The 15243-nt window shown below is 48.8% G+C and carries 14 protein-coding genes; 6 read left to right on the top strand and 8 right to left on the bottom strand.

The window, feature by feature from the left end:
* Positions 1-14: 14 nt before the first annotated feature.
* The 5 genes from nudC to ACY2RR_RS09735 all read right to left on the bottom strand — a co-directional run bounded on the left by nudC (position 15) and on the right by ACY2RR_RS09735 (position 4677).
* Positions 15-842: an NAD(+) diphosphatase gene (nudC, locus tag ACY2RR_RS09755; protein WP_490107955.1), complete on the bottom strand. Its 828-nt coding sequence runs from the start codon at positions 840-842 to the stop codon at positions 15-17.
* Positions 811-2502: a FimL-related protein gene (locus ACY2RR_RS09750; RefSeq protein ID WP_490107954.1), complete on the bottom strand. Its 1692-nt coding sequence runs from the start codon at positions 2500-2502 to the stop codon at positions 811-813. The genes nudC and ACY2RR_RS09750 overlap by 32 nt, the downstream gene beginning before the upstream one ends.
* 203 nt (positions 2503-2705) lie before the next feature.
* Positions 2706-3431, bottom strand: a complete 726-nt coding sequence (gene dnaQ, locus ACY2RR_RS09745; RefSeq protein WP_490107953.1) for a DNA polymerase III subunit epsilon — start codon at positions 3429-3431, stop codon at positions 2706-2708.
* A 23-nt stretch (positions 3432-3454) separates the two neighbouring features.
* The gene (gene rnhA / locus ACY2RR_RS09740; protein ID WP_490107952.1) at positions 3455-3898 is read right to left on the bottom strand and encodes a ribonuclease HI; all 444 of its coding nucleotides are present in this window, start codon (positions 3896-3898) and stop codon (positions 3455-3457) included.
* Entirely contained in the window at positions 3895-4677 is a 783-nt protein-coding gene (locus tag ACY2RR_RS09735; RefSeq protein ID WP_490107951.1) for a class I SAM-dependent methyltransferase, read from the bottom strand. Before ACY2RR_RS09735 ends, rnhA begins: the two co-directional genes overlap by 4 nt.
* A 94-nt stretch (positions 4678-4771) precedes the next feature.
* Between ACY2RR_RS09735 and gloB the strand changes: the two genes are divergently transcribed.
* Positions 4772-5581 carry a hydroxyacylglutathione hydrolase gene (gene gloB / locus ACY2RR_RS09730; protein WP_490107950.1) on the top strand — a complete coding sequence of 270 codons (810 nt, stop codon included), beginning with the start codon at positions 4772-4774 and terminating at the stop codon, positions 5579-5581.
* A gap of 39 nt (positions 5582-5620) precedes the next feature.
* A complete protein-coding gene (locus ACY2RR_RS09725; RefSeq protein ID WP_490107949.1) occupies positions 5621-7258 on the top strand; it encodes a LysM peptidoglycan-binding domain-containing protein in 1638 nt (545 codons plus the stop codon).
* Positions 7259-7321: 63 nt separating this feature from the next.
* Here ACY2RR_RS09725 and ACY2RR_RS09720 read toward each other — a convergent pair whose 3' ends face one another.
* On the bottom strand, positions 7322-8434 hold the full coding sequence (locus ACY2RR_RS09720; protein ID WP_490107948.1) for an alkane 1-monooxygenase: 1113 nt from the start codon (positions 8432-8434) through the stop codon (positions 7322-7324).
* Positions 8435-8581: 147 nt separating this feature from the next.
* On the opposite strand from ACY2RR_RS09720, the gene ACY2RR_RS09715 reads away from it, so the two are divergent.
* Positions 8582-9259 carry a GntR family transcriptional regulator gene (locus tag ACY2RR_RS09715; RefSeq protein ID WP_490107947.1) on the top strand — a complete coding sequence of 226 codons (678 nt, stop codon included), beginning with the start codon at positions 8582-8584 and terminating at the stop codon, positions 9257-9259.
* Between the two features lie 112 nt (positions 9260-9371).
* On the opposite strand, the gene serS is transcribed toward ACY2RR_RS09715, so the two are convergent.
* Entirely contained in the window at positions 9372-10664 is a 1293-nt protein-coding gene (serS, locus tag ACY2RR_RS09710) for a serine--tRNA ligase (protein ID WP_490107946.1), read from the bottom strand.
* Between the two features lie 279 nt (positions 10665-10943).
* Between serS and crcB the strand changes: the two genes are divergently transcribed.
* The 3 genes from crcB to ACY2RR_RS09695 are packed head-to-tail and all read left to right on the top strand — an operon-like array spanning position 10944 to position 12307.
* Complete coding sequence (gene crcB, locus ACY2RR_RS09705; protein ID WP_490107945.1) at positions 10944-11336, top strand: fluoride efflux transporter CrcB; 393 nt, start codon at positions 10944-10946, stop codon at positions 11334-11336.
* 48 nt (positions 11337-11384) lie between these two features.
* Complete coding sequence (locus ACY2RR_RS09700; protein WP_490107944.1) at positions 11385-11723, top strand: DUF190 domain-containing protein; 339 nt, start codon at positions 11385-11387, stop codon at positions 11721-11723.
* A gap of 17 nt (positions 11724-11740) precedes the next feature.
* Entirely contained in the window at positions 11741-12307 is a 567-nt protein-coding gene (locus tag ACY2RR_RS09695; protein ID WP_490107943.1) for a pyridoxamine 5'-phosphate oxidase family protein, read from the top strand.
* A gap of 116 nt (positions 12308-12423) precedes the next feature.
* On the opposite strand, the gene ACY2RR_RS09690 is transcribed toward ACY2RR_RS09695, so the two are convergent.
* Positions 12424-15054, bottom strand: a complete 2631-nt coding sequence (locus tag ACY2RR_RS09690) for an ExeM/NucH family extracellular endonuclease (protein WP_490107942.1) — start codon at positions 15052-15054, stop codon at positions 12424-12426.
* Positions 15055-15243: the final 189 nt, after the last annotated feature.

Genomic DNA, 15243 nt, shown 5'->3' with positions numbered 1-15243 from the left:
TGTTAACAACCGATCTATGAGGTACCAAAACTCCGCTGATACTTATCGATTAACTGCCAGGCAATTGTCTGGGGTGGAGGAAGCAGTGGAAGATTGGAGAGGGAGTACCAGCCTGCCTCTTCAAGCTCTTCTGTATCTATTTTTATATCCCCGCTTTTATAGCGAGCATGAAACCCCATCATCAAATTATGGGGAAACGGCCAGGGCTGGCTATGCTGGTAACAGACATTATCGACTTCAAGTCCAACCTCTTCCATCACTTCTCTGGCTACAGTTTGCTCCAGAGATTCTCCCGGCTCAACAAAGCCGGCAATCAGTGAACGGAAACCTGGAGGGTGACGCAACCCGCGGGCCAGCAGAATCTGATCGTCTTTATGGATAAGAACAATGACACAGGGGCTGACTGCCGGATAAACACGAAAATCACAGGAACTACAGCTACGACCACGATCATAAATGGAATCAGACACATTCAAAGGTGACTGGCAGCTGGGGCAAAAACGATAGTGTCGCCCCCAGTTCAACAAACTGGCGGCCTGATGTAAAAGAAAATCACTGCCATTTTCACTCTCGAGAATGGCACTACGCAATGAAGCTGTGTCAGGGAGTGTCTCTTGTTCGGCTACTTCTACTGCAGCAACTGTTCGCCCAGTTACTGTTCCAAGATTATAACTTTGCAACATACTGGATTGGGGAACAGGCAGGCTCTCCCAGAGAAACCCACCAGCTGGTGCCGGTACAAGGCGATTACCAACAAAAACCAGCCATGTGTCGCATGACTGGTTTTCAGCAGTTGAGGAGTTTGTTACATCAGGCTGCAGCAATGTTATATCCAAGTTCACTCAAACTGGCTTCCGCCAGTTCCAGAGCCTGGCTGGTACGAACACCATCTGCCGCACCAGACTCGATAAAATATTCTAGGCTGGATAGCACATCGGCAAATGTTTCCAGCACACTGTTCGCAGGGCGTTCTTCACTTTGCAGTACAGCATCACGAATGAAGTCTGCGCAACACTGCATCAGTTTAGCCCCGCGTTCCTCTCCGGAGAACTGCAAACCACCACGAATAGCCTGAAGAGTTTTAGGCAGGTTATCCAAATGGATCTTGTCGTAATCAGATTCCAGATAAGCATTAATAGCGCGCTTGGTCAGGGTCAGGCCAGATATGGCTTCATCCCAGACAACCATTTTTGCTTCACCCAGCTGCCCTTCCAGAACCGACATTTCTGGCGGTTTCTCTTCTGTAACCGTGACAATGCCAGAGAGCTGTTTCAGAGATGACACCATCGCTTCCACATAAAGGACTGACTCAGCGACCTCATGCAGTCGTTCGATTGTCGCCCCCTGCTCCTGCCACTGTTGCACCTGACTCTGTTGCTTCTGCAAAGTACTGGCAGCAGAGTGCAAGCCAACCATGCCAAGGGTCTTGGAAAGAGTCGACATGGACGATGCAAGACCGGCGTAATCAAGATCTGTACTATTAGCGCCACGCTCCGCCAGATCCAGCATGTCTTTCACAGCACCCAACTCTTCTTTTAAAGCATTGGCCAGCGATACCAACACTTCAGAAGCTGGTCCAGCCATGGCATCACGGGCTTCCTGCAGAGATTTTTCTGTAAACGGCAGTGGCAGTAGAGAAAACTGTTCAAGAGCCTTACCGGACTGGACACCACAACTTCCAGAAACAGCTATAAGATAGAGCATCTCTTTTAAAAACTGCTCCGGCACATCAAGACTTTCCAACCCGGCGGGCAGCTGCAACTTTCGAAGTAACTGATCAAGGCGGCTGAATAGAATCCTGCGGGGACGGGTTAAATCCATCTCCATATCTACGAACGCTTCCAGGCAAGCTGCGGCAACCTGGCAGAACTGGGAGAAAGGCAGATGGCTATGTAATACCGAGAGATGGCTACAGGCTCGCTGCATTAATCGCATACCTGCATAGGGGCGCTTATGCCCCAGCATGCCCAGCAGACCAACCTGATACATCTGTCGCAACCGGCGTGTAGTATGCCGCGTTCGTTCAGGATCAGAGCACAGCGGCTCTCCAGCCATACTGTTTGGGGATTCGGTATTAAAATTACCAAGATGAGGAACAGCAAAAAACTGGCTTTCCGGAAGAGCAACAACCCCTCGGAGCTTGCGAAGGTTATTAATCGTTGGGAGCAGGATTTCCGGCAGTTCATCATTTCGGGTCAGTATAAAATCAACATACCGCTGAAATATAAACAGCCCTTTGCCAAGAGTTTCCAGGCTTTCATCGCCGTTTTCACCCTGCAAAATATCCTGAGACAAATGCATAAGTTCATTAACAAGCAACTCAGCCCCGCTCAGCTCTATAACACGAACAATGCCCAGTATCTGTTCGATTTCACGGGAAGACTCCTGCAGCAACGTGGTTTTGCTACGATCTTCAGAGAAAGTTTCAAGACGATGCACTATGGTTTCCACAGTGCTATCCAGTTCTTCCCGAAGCGGCGACAGGGATGAAACACCAGCCATCGTTAACGCTCCTTATTATTTGTCTTATCTAACGATTATTCATAACCCTGCAAACAACAGGCTCTGCTCCGACAGACACTTCGAGAGCGGCTTCCCTCATGCCATGAGGGCCGGGAAGATACATCTACAGATACGGAGAAAACTTACAATATTTACACAACTATATCAGTAGCTCTTCTGCCAATACAGCACCACATCTCTGATCAGTGAACCTCATCAGGAAAACTGGTTTTCCAGAGACATTGACCTGCTTTTTTTTCTATGACTGCAAGTTTTTCCCGATGAGCTTCTAACTCTTCAGCTGACGGCGTTATGACTTTTAAAGGAGGCCTGTCAGCAGACAGCTTCTGTACCGAACCGCCAGTTGCAGCCCCTCCTCCGGAAAGACTTCCTAAAGAGAGCGAAGTCTGACCACCTGTCATAAACAGATACACATCCGCCAGTATCTCGGAGTCAAGCAGTGCGCCGTGAAGTGTACGACTCGAGTTGTCTACACCGTAACGCTTACAGAGTGCATCCAAACTGTTACGCTGGCCGGGATGCTTCTTTCGCGCCAAGGCAAGACTGTCGGTAATTTTGCAATAGTTTTCGATATCCCCAGGAGGGTTGGCCAACATCCGGAATTCATGGTTAATAAAGCCCACATCAAACGGCGCGTTATGAATAACCAGTTCGGCACCATTAACAAAGGCCAGAAACTCTTCTGCTATCTGTGAGAAAACCGGTTTATCGGCAAGAAATTCATTGGTGATACCGTGAACTTCAATAGCACTGGCTTCAACCTCTCGCTGTGGGTTGATGTAAACATGGTAATGATTACCGGTCAGTTTACGGTTAATCATTTCCACACAACCAATCTCGATTACTCTGTGCCCCTGGCTGGGCTCAAGACCGGTTGTTTCAGTATCCAGTACAATAATTCGGGACATTTCAAATACTCTTAACGACTCGCCTATCGACCTGCTGCTTCCTGAGCACCACGACGGGCCAGCTCATCAGCCATTTCATTATCCGGATGACCACTGTGTCCCTTGACCCAGTGCCAGTCGACCTCATGCTTGGCAGACTCCTCTTCAAGACGCTTCCACAGATCCACATTCTTCACCGGTTTTTTACTGGCAGTCATCCAGTTTTTACGCTTCCAGCTGGCCAGCCATTCAGTAATACCCTTACGAACATATTGAGAATCCGTGGTGAGTTTTACCTTACAGGGCCGGTTCAAATGTGCCAGCCCCTCTATGGCAGCCATAAGCTCCATACGGTTATTGGTAGTGTCAGCTTCACCACCATAGATATGCTTTTCCTTGTCGCCATACCTGAGCACAGCTCCCCAGCCGCCAGGGCCAGGATTGCCACTGCAGGCACCATCCGTGAAAATCTCAACAATCGTACTCAACGCTCATCCTTCATTAAATTGCCGGCTGTACAGGCGGTACTGCCAAAAAGGCGATTACCGGAACTGCGCCAGCGGCGGTCATAGGGAATCAACCCGGAGCGTTCCTTAATAGCCACCAGAACATAGAAACTTCCCATACCCAAAGGGCTGTCTGCAATAAATTCTTCCACCTTCCGCCGTCTTGCCGGTGGTAAACGACAGGTTAAGGGAAACAATCCACCACCAAAGTGAACATGACAGGTTCGGAAATTCAGCAGGGTCAGCCAATCTTTAATACGCTTTGGCTGGTAGAACTTTGCCCGCCGAATTGCACGATCGTGGCCTAACCCTAACATACGTACCGGATTCCATAAGCTGCGAGGGTTGAAACCAACAACCACCAGCCTTCCGCCCGGCATTATCGCCCTACAGGATTCCCGTAACATTCTATGAGGCCGCTCTGCAAACTCAAGGGAGTGATGCAACAGCACAACATTCATACTTCGGGGCTGGATCGGCCACTCAGTGACAGACAAACGCACAGTTTCCTTTCCCGCAACTTCATCCAGAGGAGTGAGAAAAGTTTTGTGCACTATCTGGGTTTCATCCAGCAGGGAAGCGTCTGGAAGTATACCAAGGGTGCAGGCATGATGTCCGAACATTCTTGGCAGCAGCGTGCCTAGTAAACGCTGCTCAGTTTCCAAAAGGAATTGTCCGCGCTCAGATGCAAACCAATCCCTTACAGCGGGAAGAGCTTCAGCAAATGAGCAGTAGTCCGGGCTGTTCTTTCTTGCAAACATTCAGTATCCATGACTATTGGCATGAAACCGGTTAACCAGTACGATCACGTTTATCCTCTATATTATTCACCAGATAAACGAATCAGGCTGAACTATGCTTTCTATCCATGGCCTGCAGGCATTCAACGACAATTACATCTGGATGCTTGCTGATTCTGAAAGCCACACCTGCTACGTTGTTGACCCTGGTGACGCCAGCGTTGTTCGTACCGCCTGCCAAAAAGCCGGTTATACACTCGCCGGTATACTGATTACCCATCATCATGCAGACCATACCGGTGGAATTCACCAGCTGGCAAGTTTTACGGCTGGAGAAAACAATAACATTGCCACATCGCAACCTTTACCGGTTTACGGCCCAGTTTCAGAAAATATCAAAGGCATTACACACCCGCTTTCAGAAGGCGACACTCTGACCATAGTCGGTGAAACATTAACTGTTATCGAAACTCCCGGACATACTTCCGGACATATCAGTTACTTTGGAAACTGGGCTGGCCATCCCGCACTGTTCTGTGGTGACACTCTTTTTGCCGGAGGTTGCGGACGCCTGTTTGAAGGCACACCAGAACAGATGCTTAACTCTCTGAACAAGCTGGCTGCACTACCTCCGGAAACACATGTTTACTGCGCCCACGAGTACACCCAGAGCAATTTGAAATTTGCTTATGCAGTAGAGCCCAACAACAGCTCACTAAACCAGCGCATCTCGAAAGTTAATGGCCTAAGAAATCAGGGACAGCCTACCGTGCCCTCTTCCCTGAAAGATGAGCTGGATACCAACCCATTTCTCCGTGCGACCTGCAACAGCGTGCAACGGGCTGCGAGCCTGCACAGCGGGCGCCCCATGACATCTGCAGAAGACACCTTCACAGTTATCCGTCAATGGAAGGATAATTTTTGAAGGATGTCGTACACTGTAAAGAAAAACGTTTGGACTCCAATGCAAGATAAGACGCCCAATCAGGACGCAGACTCCCAGGGATTGCTTTCCGGCAACCCTCTTAAAGTGCTGAAACCCCTAGCTTTGGCTGTTGTCCTCAGTGGCTGTCAGACTCTGACCAATAACACTGGTACAGATGCCAGCCTGAACAACACCGATACATCATCAGCTGACACACTGGTGAGCAGCGATGCAAATCCTTCAGTTAAGCCTGTAGAGCCAGAAGCCGAAAAAGTCATTACCCCTCCACCACCGCCAGAGGATCTGGTTACGATTATTCGTGGTGGCTTAGCTCTGGATCTTGATGCCGACAATGCCCGCATCCGTGCGGAGCTACGCTGGTACAGCCGTAACCAGGCTTACTTCAACCGGGTGATGAACCGCGCTGAGCCATATCTCTATTACATCGTTACTGAAACCCAGCGTCGCGGTATTCCCATGGAAATCGCCCTGCTACCGGTCGTAGAAAGTGCTTTTGATCCGTTCGCCTACTCCTTTGCCCGTGCTTCCGGGTTGTGGCAGTTTATTCCATCAACCGGCCGCCATTACGGACTGGATCAAAACTGGTGGTATGACGGCCGCAGAGATGTTGTGGCCGCAACAGATGCCGCCCTCACCTATCTGGAAGAACTGAACAAACAGTTTGATGACTGGGAGCTGGCACTTGCAGCTTATAACTCTGGTCGTGGCACTGTTGCTAACTCCATTAAGCGCAACAAGAAAAAAGGCAAGCCCACTGACTTCTGGTCCCTCTCCCTGCCACGGGAAACGTCAGCCTATGTTCCAAAACTTCTGGCCATTGGCAAAATCATTCGTGATCCGGAAGCCTACAACCTGAAAATATCTTCTGTTGCCAACAAGCCTTATTTTGAGCAGGTAGATATTGGCCAGCAGATAGACCTTGCCCGTGCTGCCGCATTGGCAGATATGGAAATGGATGCCCTCTACCGGTTAAACCCAGCCTTTAACCGCTGGGCCACCAATCCAGACGGCCCTCACCGACTGCTTATCCCTGTTGAGAAAGCCGATACGTTTAAGCAGGCTTTGGCAGAACTGGCACCGGAACATCGTTTGAAATGGCAGCGTTATACCATCGCTTCTGGCGACAGCCTTATTCGTATTGCCAAGCGTTTCGGTACATCTGTTGAACTTGTTCGTGAGATTAACCAGATCTCTGGTTCCCGTATTGTTGCAGGAAAAACTTTATTAATCCCTGTTCCCTCCAAGGACAGTGATAACTACAGCCTGACAGCGGAACAACGTCGTCTGGCTAAATCCCGCCGTCCTGTTAAAGGCCGAAACAAGATCGACTATGTCGTGAAAAGTGGCGACAGTTTCTGGGATATTGCCAGAAGTTACGATGTCACCGTTTCCAAGTTGGCTTCCTGGAACAGCATGGCTCCAAAAGATACCTTGCGAGCTGGTCAGAAGCTGGTGATCTGGACCACGGCTGCCAAACAGGATTCAAAAGGCGTGGTTCGAAAAGTCACTTACAAGGTTCGCAATGGTGATAACCTTTCAGTAATCGCTAGCCGCTACGGAATCAAAGTAAAGGATATTCGCAGCTGGAATACCCTTGATGAAAAGTATTTGCAACCCGGCGATAGCCTTACATTGTTTGTTGATGTCACTCGCTGATAAAAGCTCTGCAATAAAAAACGGGAAGTCAAACACTTCCCGTTTTTTATTTTTCATCCTCAATCAGACCAATTGATGCTCTTCACCCTGATAATAAGCCTCAACCCGAGGGTTCATAACCTTGAACCAAAGTGGTGGAAATAACGCAAGCACGACCATGGTTGCATAACCACTGGGCAGCTGAGGGCTTTCCTCATGATGACGCAATACCTGATAGCGACGACGCGGATAAGCATGATGATCGGAATGCCGCTGCAGCTGAAAAAGGAAAAGATTGGTTAACAAGTAATTGCTGTTCCAGGAGTGATGGATGTTGGGGCGCTCGTAGCGACCGTTTTCCAGCTTCCGGCGATGCAATCCATAGTGCTCGATATAATTAATAATTTCCAGCAGGGTAAATGCAAAAAAGCTTTGGACCAGGAAAAACAGCACGCCCATCCAACCAGAAAAAACAAAAAACGAAACAGCAATAGCAACACTGCATCCATACCACCAGAACAATTCGTTATGCCAGCTGTAGAACGACCAGCCTTTTGACTTCAGTCGTTTCTGTTCAAGCTTCCAGGCATTTATAAAATTATGCAGATAAGCATGGGGTAAGAACCGATAAAGTGATTGGCCGAACCGCGACGAAGAAGCATCCTCTGGCGTTGAGACATTCACATGGTGTCCACGCACATGTTCAATTTTAAAGCCCCCATAGAACACCATACTGAGCAATAACCCCCCGGCATTCTGTTCCAGTCGGTTATCTTTATGAATCAGCTCATGGGCAACGTTTATCGCAATAATTCCACCAACAGTTCCTACAGATATCAGCCAGCCCAACTTCCCAATCATCGAAAATTCTTCGGTAAGAAAAATATGCCCGCCATAAACCAAAACCCCGGCGTAGACTGGAACACAGAAAAGATTCAGCCATCTGTAGTACTTCTGCTCTGATAACGCTGGGACATCAGCCTCATCCGGATTTACCGGATCCTGTCCTAGCAATTGATCAACAAAGGGGATTACTCCAAAAACCACAACAGGAGTAAGAAAGGCGAACAGATTTTTCCACTCGTACTTCAGCCACATCTGCTCAGATATCAGCAACAAAGCTGGCGGCAAGAGAAATATCAGGTATGCGAACTTTTTCAGTGTAATAACAGCTGACAGTGGCAGTCGGTCGATCATAGTCTTACCTTTCTTATTTTATAAATTGTAGGACAATCCTACATAAATATTTTCAACCTGCAAAGCCATCGTAAAAAAGCTGGCACTGAAAATAAGGGAGCTTGTGATAGGATTTGCAGCAAACAAAACGAGCATGGACTAACAACTATGAGCTTCACTGCTCCAGAAAGCCTGACAGAAAAAATAGCCAGTTATCTTTCTACGCAGATTGTGGAAGGCAAGCTTGTGTCAGGTGAGCGAATTCAGGAAGCCCGTGTTGTTAATGACCTTCAGGTAAGCCGGGGGCCAGTCAGAGAAGCGCTTCTTCTGCTCGAAGCCCGCTATCTCATAACAATCCTTCCCCGCCGTGGCGCTTTTGTAACCGAGCTGACAGCCGAAAACGTTGAAGACCTCTATGACACCTATGTGCACCTACTGATACTGCTGACCCGCCGTGTCGCGCAGAAATGGACAGACACCACTATTGCTCCACTACTCAAGCAAATTGAAACCATCAAATCCCTGCCTGAAGGCCAACCGCAGGCGTTTATTGACGGGGGATTCACACTGATGCGCATGGCCTATAGTCTCTCAGGCAATATTTACCTCTGCGATACCCTGACCAAACTACAACCTGCCCTGCATAGAACTTATACCGTTGCTATGAAACATAATGCCTGGGAAACGCAGCGGGGAATGGTGTTTTTTTCAGACTTGCTTACAACGGTTATTGAACGGAAAACAGAACATCTCCCGGAACTTATTAATGATTATGGAGATTACCAACGCCAACTGGTTATCTCCGCGCTGAAGAAGCAGGCGCAGAAAGAAGCCGTTCCAGTATAAACAGCTGTATCGCTCTATTTATCTCCGCACAAAAAACAAAACCCACATTGGAGTGGGTTTTGTCAGAGTCCGCCCCTGCCATTGCAGGGGCTTTTCATTCTTACGGTCTTAATTACTCAATAATTTCCAGACCACCCATATAAGGTTTCAGTACCTCAGGGATATGGATACAGCCTTGCTCATCCTGATAGTTTTCCATCACGGCAACCATCGCACGACCTACCGCCAGACCAGAACCATTCAAAGTATGAACCAGTTCAGGTTTACCGGTTTCCGGGTTACGGAAACGAGCCTGCATACGACGCGCCTGGAAATCCAGACAGTTGGATACAGAAGAAATCTCACGATATTTCTGCTGACCTGGCAGCCACACTTCCAGATCGAAAGTCTTGGTCGCGCCAAAGCCCAGATCCCCGCCACACAGCTGGACAACACGGTAAGGCAGGTTCAACTTCTGCAGGATTGCTTCTGCGTTAGCAGTCATTTCATCCAGAGCCTCAAACGACTTCTCTGGGTGAACAATACGAACCATTTCAACCTTGTCAAACTGGTGCTGGCGAATCATACCGCGAGTGTCACGACCTGAGCTGCCCGCTTCACTACGGAAGCAAGGCGTATGACCGGTCAGCTTGATAGGCAGCTGATCAGCTTCAAGAATAGATTCCCGCACCAGGTTAGTGAGAGTCACTTCAGAAGTAGGAATCAGGTAGTGAGGCTTATCCTGCTCTTCTGCAGTGGTCTTGAACAGGTCTTCCTCGAACTTGGGCAGCTGGCCAGTACCATGCAATACATGGGCATGAACCAGATAAGGAGTAGAGCATTCCTCATAACCATGCTCGCCAGTCTGAACATCCAGCATAAACTGGGCCAGCGCACGGTGCAGACGAGCAATCCTGTTGCGCATAACAACAAAACGGGAACCAGACAGTTTGGCGCCCGCATCAAAGTCCAGACCACAACCCTCACCAAGAGCCACGTGATCCTGAGGCTCGAAATCAAATTCCTTTGGCGTACCCCAGCGACGGATTTCAGCGTTATCTTCGTCGGAATCACCCTCTGGCACAGATGCATCAGGAAGGTTAGGCAGTACCTGCATAATGGCATCCAGTTCAGAAAGGATGCTCTGTTCGCGGCTTTCTGCCTCTACCAGTCTGGTATCGATATCGGAAAGCAGTTCGGCAACCTGAGCCTTCGCTTCATCGACCGACATGCCCTGCCCAATCAACTGGCCGACCTTCTTGGAGGTCTGCTTTTTCTCAGCACGCAGATTCTGGGCCGCAGACTGTGCAGTTTTACGCTCCGACTCCAGAGACCTGATCTGTTCAACATTGAGTTCAAACTTCTTCTTGCGAAGCAGTTCGGCTACATGTTCAGGATTATCACGAACGAATCTAGGGTCCAGCATTGGAATCCATTAACCTTAAAAAGTGAAAATCAAAAGCCGTTTCGAGAGAAGCGGCTGTCAGCCTGACTCAGGCCGAAGGAAGCATTCTTAAAAAAACGAGAATATTCCCAGTAGGCTCATAATAAAAGATACAGAAGTATTGGCAATATCTTGGAAGGTATCTTTCTGCTTATTTATTGACCTGACCCCATAAGTTGAACCTATCAGGGCGCAGGAGTATCGTTCTATGCAATATTTAGATTCACAACAGACCTGTAAAAGGCCTGACAGGAATTATTCATGTTTTCATCTGTTCTTGCCATCAGCCTTGGCGCCGCTCTTGGTGCCAATGCCCGATGGCTGCTTGGCATGACTCTCAATCCCGTTTTTGCCGGACTCCCGTTTGGAACCCTGACCGCCAACTGGATAGGCAGCTATCTGATTGGTATCGCACTATCTGGATTTAATGCTCTGTCCATAGTTTCTCCAGAACTACGATTGTTTGTTGTTACCGGTTTTTTGGGTGCTCTGACAACATTCTCTTCTTTCTCTGCTGAAATGGTTACCCTGATGCAGGAAGGCCGCTTTGGCTGGGCCAGTGCCGGCATACTGCTTCATGTGGTTGGCTCTTTAATTATGACTATTCTCGGCATGCTCACTATTCACCTGCTCCGACAGATGGGCGCGCATTAACAACCTGGTTTTGTTGAATAATTGTCTTAAGTTACGAGGTATTGGACGATGAAAGGATATCAAGTCAGCTTTTATACCCGGGAGAGTGAACGTCATGGCCACAAACCTATGGGTGACTGGCTGATCGAGCAGGCCAAAAAGTGTGAACTGCGTGGCGCAACCCTCATCAAAGCCAATGAAGGCTTTGGCAAAGATCACAAAATCCACTCTGCCCGTTTTTTTGATTTATCGGATGAACCAGTGGTAGTGACCATGATCCTTTCGGAGCAGGAAAAGATGTCCTTCTTCAGCCTGCTCGCCAACAAGAATGTAGAAGTGTTTTACACCCTGCAGCACCTGGAGTTCGGCACAACCGGAAACAGAAACATAGCTTGCAGCCAGAAATAAAACCAAAAGGCAATAACATGGCCAAACGATTTCCCGAACTGAGTGATGACCACATCACCTTTATCAAGGACCAAAAGATCTTCTTTGTCGCGACTGCGGCAGAATCTGGAACCATTAATCTTTCTCCCAAAGGAATGGATTCACTTCGGGTTGTCAATGAAAACCGGGTTATCTGGTTAAACCTGACGGGGAGTGGTAATGAAACCGCTACTCATGTTCAGCAGCTACCACGTATGACTATGATGTTCTGCGCTTTTGAGGGAAAGCCCGACATTATCCGCCTCTATGGAAACGCTCAAGTTCTCCACTCAGGAGATGAACACTGGGAAAAACACCTGGAGATGTTTCCCCCTGCCACAGGAGCCAGGCAGATATTTATTCTGGATATCGATCTGGTTCAGTCATCCTGTGGTTTTTCCGTTCCTCTCTTTCAGTATGAGGGAGAGCGGGATATTTTAAAAAACTGGGCCGATAAAAAAGGGCAAGACGGAATAGAGGAGTACTGGCAAGAGAAGAATCTGGTTAGCCTCGATGGACACAAAACAAATATTGAAAGCTTGTCTACAAAAGACAACAGCAGATGATCGGAGTTACCCCTCCCCTTTCCTGGCTGGCATTGTTTGATTTGGATATTTCTATAAAGAAGCGCTGCTTACAATGGTTGTAAGCAGCGCAGTTGAGAGCAGTTAACTCATGAAAATTAACCGTGAATCAGCGCACGACGAGCATCGCGCACTGCAGGCTGCATCTCAGATTTTATAGCTCGCACCTGCTCCCGCAGGGCACGGCGATCATAGTCCAGCCCCATAATGTTAATCAGCACTTTCTGGTGTGAAGCTCTTGGGTTATCCAAAACAGCTTCTACCAGAGTCGCACTATCCAGACCTAGTTCTTGTGATAGCTCTACGGCAATGGCTGCACGTGTTACATCTGAGCGTTTTACATCCAGCTTAGCCCTCACCAGTTCACGTTGAGACAAGTTAAACAACTCATCCTTGGTGAACTCACGCAACAGGGTAGCCGCCCATGCAGTGGTTACACTGTTCATGGACAGGCTGACCTCTTCCCCCAGAGTCTCAGCTGCTATCAGAGTCAGCAAGCCGCTCTTGGCGCTGAAAAGGGCAGAGAAACCTTCCAGGTTAACAGTATATTCAGGCTTGGCCTGACCCTGACGGGCAAAGCTGTCGCTCTTGAGACCTGTGGTCTCCAAGATCACACGAGCTTCAGGCAGTGCACCAATAACCACTGGTTGGATAACGGACTGGCTGTAATCCAAAGATAGAATCACTGGGTCGTGGTCGGAAGAGCTGAAGCTGTTATCCGCTTTCTGAAGGTCACCGGAATACTTGCGGCTGTATTCAAACAGATTGTTTTCCAGAGAGTTGATATGCCAATCGGTCACATCAGCAGCCTTGGGTGTAATGGAACCAGAACCAAGAATATGATCAAGACTGCCCAGCTCGCCGTCGTAGCTGTAGGAGAAAGCTTCTGTACCGTGTGCCATCTCAGCCAGATTGATATAGCCGTAACCCTCAGTAAGCTCACGCCCCTGTTCACCGTCGTAAGCCTGATCACCGATGAAGGTGTAAGGCGCGGTAATCAGAGCGCGATCACTATTGGCAGCGCTATAGTCAGTTAGCAAACGAACCGGGTCTTCTTTGCCGTAAGCATTCAGATCACCCATAACCAGCACGTCGCCAGCGGTGTGCTCGCGCATGTAGTCACCCAGCACTTCTGCGGCACTCAGACGGAACTCGTTACAGCTTCCCTGCAGGTCATCTTCATAACCGGCAACACGCTTGGCCTTCTTGGTGTCGATCTTGCCGCTGCTGGTCAGAGGGATTGGCTGCTGGTATTCGTTGTAATCGTTAAAGCACTGCGAGCCCTTGGACTTGAAGTGATTGATAACAACGGAGAGTGAACGGACAGAGCCGTCTTCCAGAGGGATCTCGAATTCCTGCAGCAAGGAATTACGCTGACCTTTGAACAGCGTCTTGGTAACAGTTTCATCCTTTTGGATGCCCTGGTACTCAGCCTGCTGGGTGGGCATTTCGATAATTTCAGAAGTGCCTGCTAGCTCTACGCGGGCTGGACGGAACAGCATTCCCACTGCGATGGCATCGGTGCCGATGTGCTGGCCGTCTGGAGATTGTACAAACTGGTAATGATCTGCAGGGTTTGGCAGGGCATCGTTAATGCCGTTTACCAGATCCTGGATAGCAGAGTTAGCACCAAAGCCGTTGTTTTCAATTTCCAGCAGACCAACGATGTCGGCATCAATCTTCACAATAGCGTTGATGATCTTGGTACGCTGTTTGGTGAAGTCTTCAACGTTGTCGCCAGCACCACGATTCTGACCCAGTGGGTTGCTGTCGCCGCCAACACCAGAGTTGAAGTAGTTCAGTACGTTAAAGCTGGCGACTTTCAGGTCACTGTCGTAAGGAACGTCAGGGTATTCCTTGCGATCTGAGAACTCGTGAACGAAGTCAGCAGCTTCCAGATCTTCACCGGTTTCAGGAATCAGACGGAACTCGCCATAGCTGTAACCGATCACACCTTCCAGGTTCTCAACCTTGTCGCCAATACGGATGTAGCCGTTATAGGCGTTAAAACCCTCGAAGTAAGGCACTACACCGTTTTTAGGTTTCTGGTCCGTGTCGATAAACAGTTGACCTTTGCTGTTTTCGGCGGCGAGGGCTTTGGCTTCTGGGCTGAGGGCTGGGAATTTCTGGGTGGGCTTGAAGAGAGGCTTTTCGAGAGACAGCATCATGTTATTGCGGTAGCTGCTGTAATCGAAACCAAAGTTACGGGTTACTACCAGGCCGGAGTCAGAAGTCGTGACCAGCATACCTTCATAAGGTTCCAGCTGTTCTTCCAGTGGCAGGTCTGGATCAAGCTCAAGTACGGCAGGCTCTGGTGGCGCAATGTTCTCTTCAATGATCTCAATGTTGCTGCCGGTCAGAGAGAGCTGGGTCTGGCCATAATACTCACGTACCTGCCCTTGCAGGCAGACATGACTGCCCTCTTCAACACCAGCAGGAATATTTTTGGAGTAAACAAAAATACCATCAGACGTTGCTGGATCATTATCGCTGTTTATGTCCTGCACAAAGAAACCTTTGTACAGGGAGGTGGCTTTTTTGGTAACGACACCTTCTATTACGACCTGATCGCCAGAAAAACTACCGTCAGGTACCAGCGGGCTGCGGTCGCCATCGCCCTGTACATCATAAATTGGTGTTGGGGAGGTGTCGCATACCCAGGCGGAAGCCAAGGGAGAGGTCAACGTTGCGACAACCGCAGCGGCCAGAGGAGTCAGTTTTGTATTCATGGTCTTAAATCGTTATTAGTTATTGCGCTTTGTTTTTGCTGTTCAGGGGTTCAGCCAAATGCGGGTGTGCGAGTTATACCTGAGGATGCACCCAGGCTTATGCTCAAAAAGCCACAAACAAAGGTGTTCTTATTGGTTGTTTTTGTGCGTTTTATAAGCAGCGCATTAATCTCATGATGAAAAGTCGCT

It is taken from the genome of Parendozoicomonas sp. 2304DJ65-17 (assembly GCF_058148445.1).
Note: the sequence above shows the minus strand (reverse complement) of the source record. Positions and strands in the feature narration are given on the sequence as shown.

Coding starts and splice junctions, on each gene's coding strand:
- ACY2RR_RS09750 (WP_490107954.1), bottom strand. CDS start 2,502: ATGGCTGGTGTTTCATCCCTGTCGCCGCTTCGGGAAGAACTGGATAGC.
- dnaQ (WP_490107953.1), bottom strand. CDS start 3,431: ATGTCCCGAATTATTGTACTGGATACTGAAACAACCGGTCTTGAGCCC.
- ACY2RR_RS09735 (WP_490107951.1), bottom strand. CDS start 4,677: ATGTTTGCAAGAAAGAACAGCCCGGACTACTGCTCATTTGCTGAAGCT.
- gloB (WP_490107950.1), top strand. CDS start 4,772: ATGCTTTCTATCCATGGCCTGCAGGCATTCAACGACAATTACATCTGG.
- ACY2RR_RS09725 (WP_490107949.1), top strand. CDS start 5,621: ATGCAAGATAAGACGCCCAATCAGGACGCAGACTCCCAGGGATTGCTT.
- ACY2RR_RS09720 (WP_490107948.1), bottom strand. CDS start 8,434: ATGATCGACCGACTGCCACTGTCAGCTGTTATTACACTGAAAAAGTTC.
- ACY2RR_RS09715 (WP_490107947.1), top strand. CDS start 8,582: ATGAGCTTCACTGCTCCAGAAAGCCTGACAGAAAAAATAGCCAGTTAT.
- serS (WP_490107946.1), bottom strand. CDS start 10,664: ATGCTGGACCCTAGATTCGTTCGTGATAATCCTGAACATGTAGCCGAA.
- crcB (WP_490107945.1), top strand. CDS start 10,944: ATGTTTTCATCTGTTCTTGCCATCAGCCTTGGCGCCGCTCTTGGTGCC.
- ACY2RR_RS09700 (WP_490107944.1), top strand. CDS start 11,385: ATGAAAGGATATCAAGTCAGCTTTTATACCCGGGAGAGTGAACGTCAT.
- ACY2RR_RS09695 (WP_490107943.1), top strand. CDS start 11,741: ATGGCCAAACGATTTCCCGAACTGAGTGATGACCACATCACCTTTATC.
- ACY2RR_RS09690 (WP_490107942.1), bottom strand. CDS start 15,054: ATGAATACAAAACTGACTCCTCTGGCCGCTGCGGTTGTCGCAACGTTG.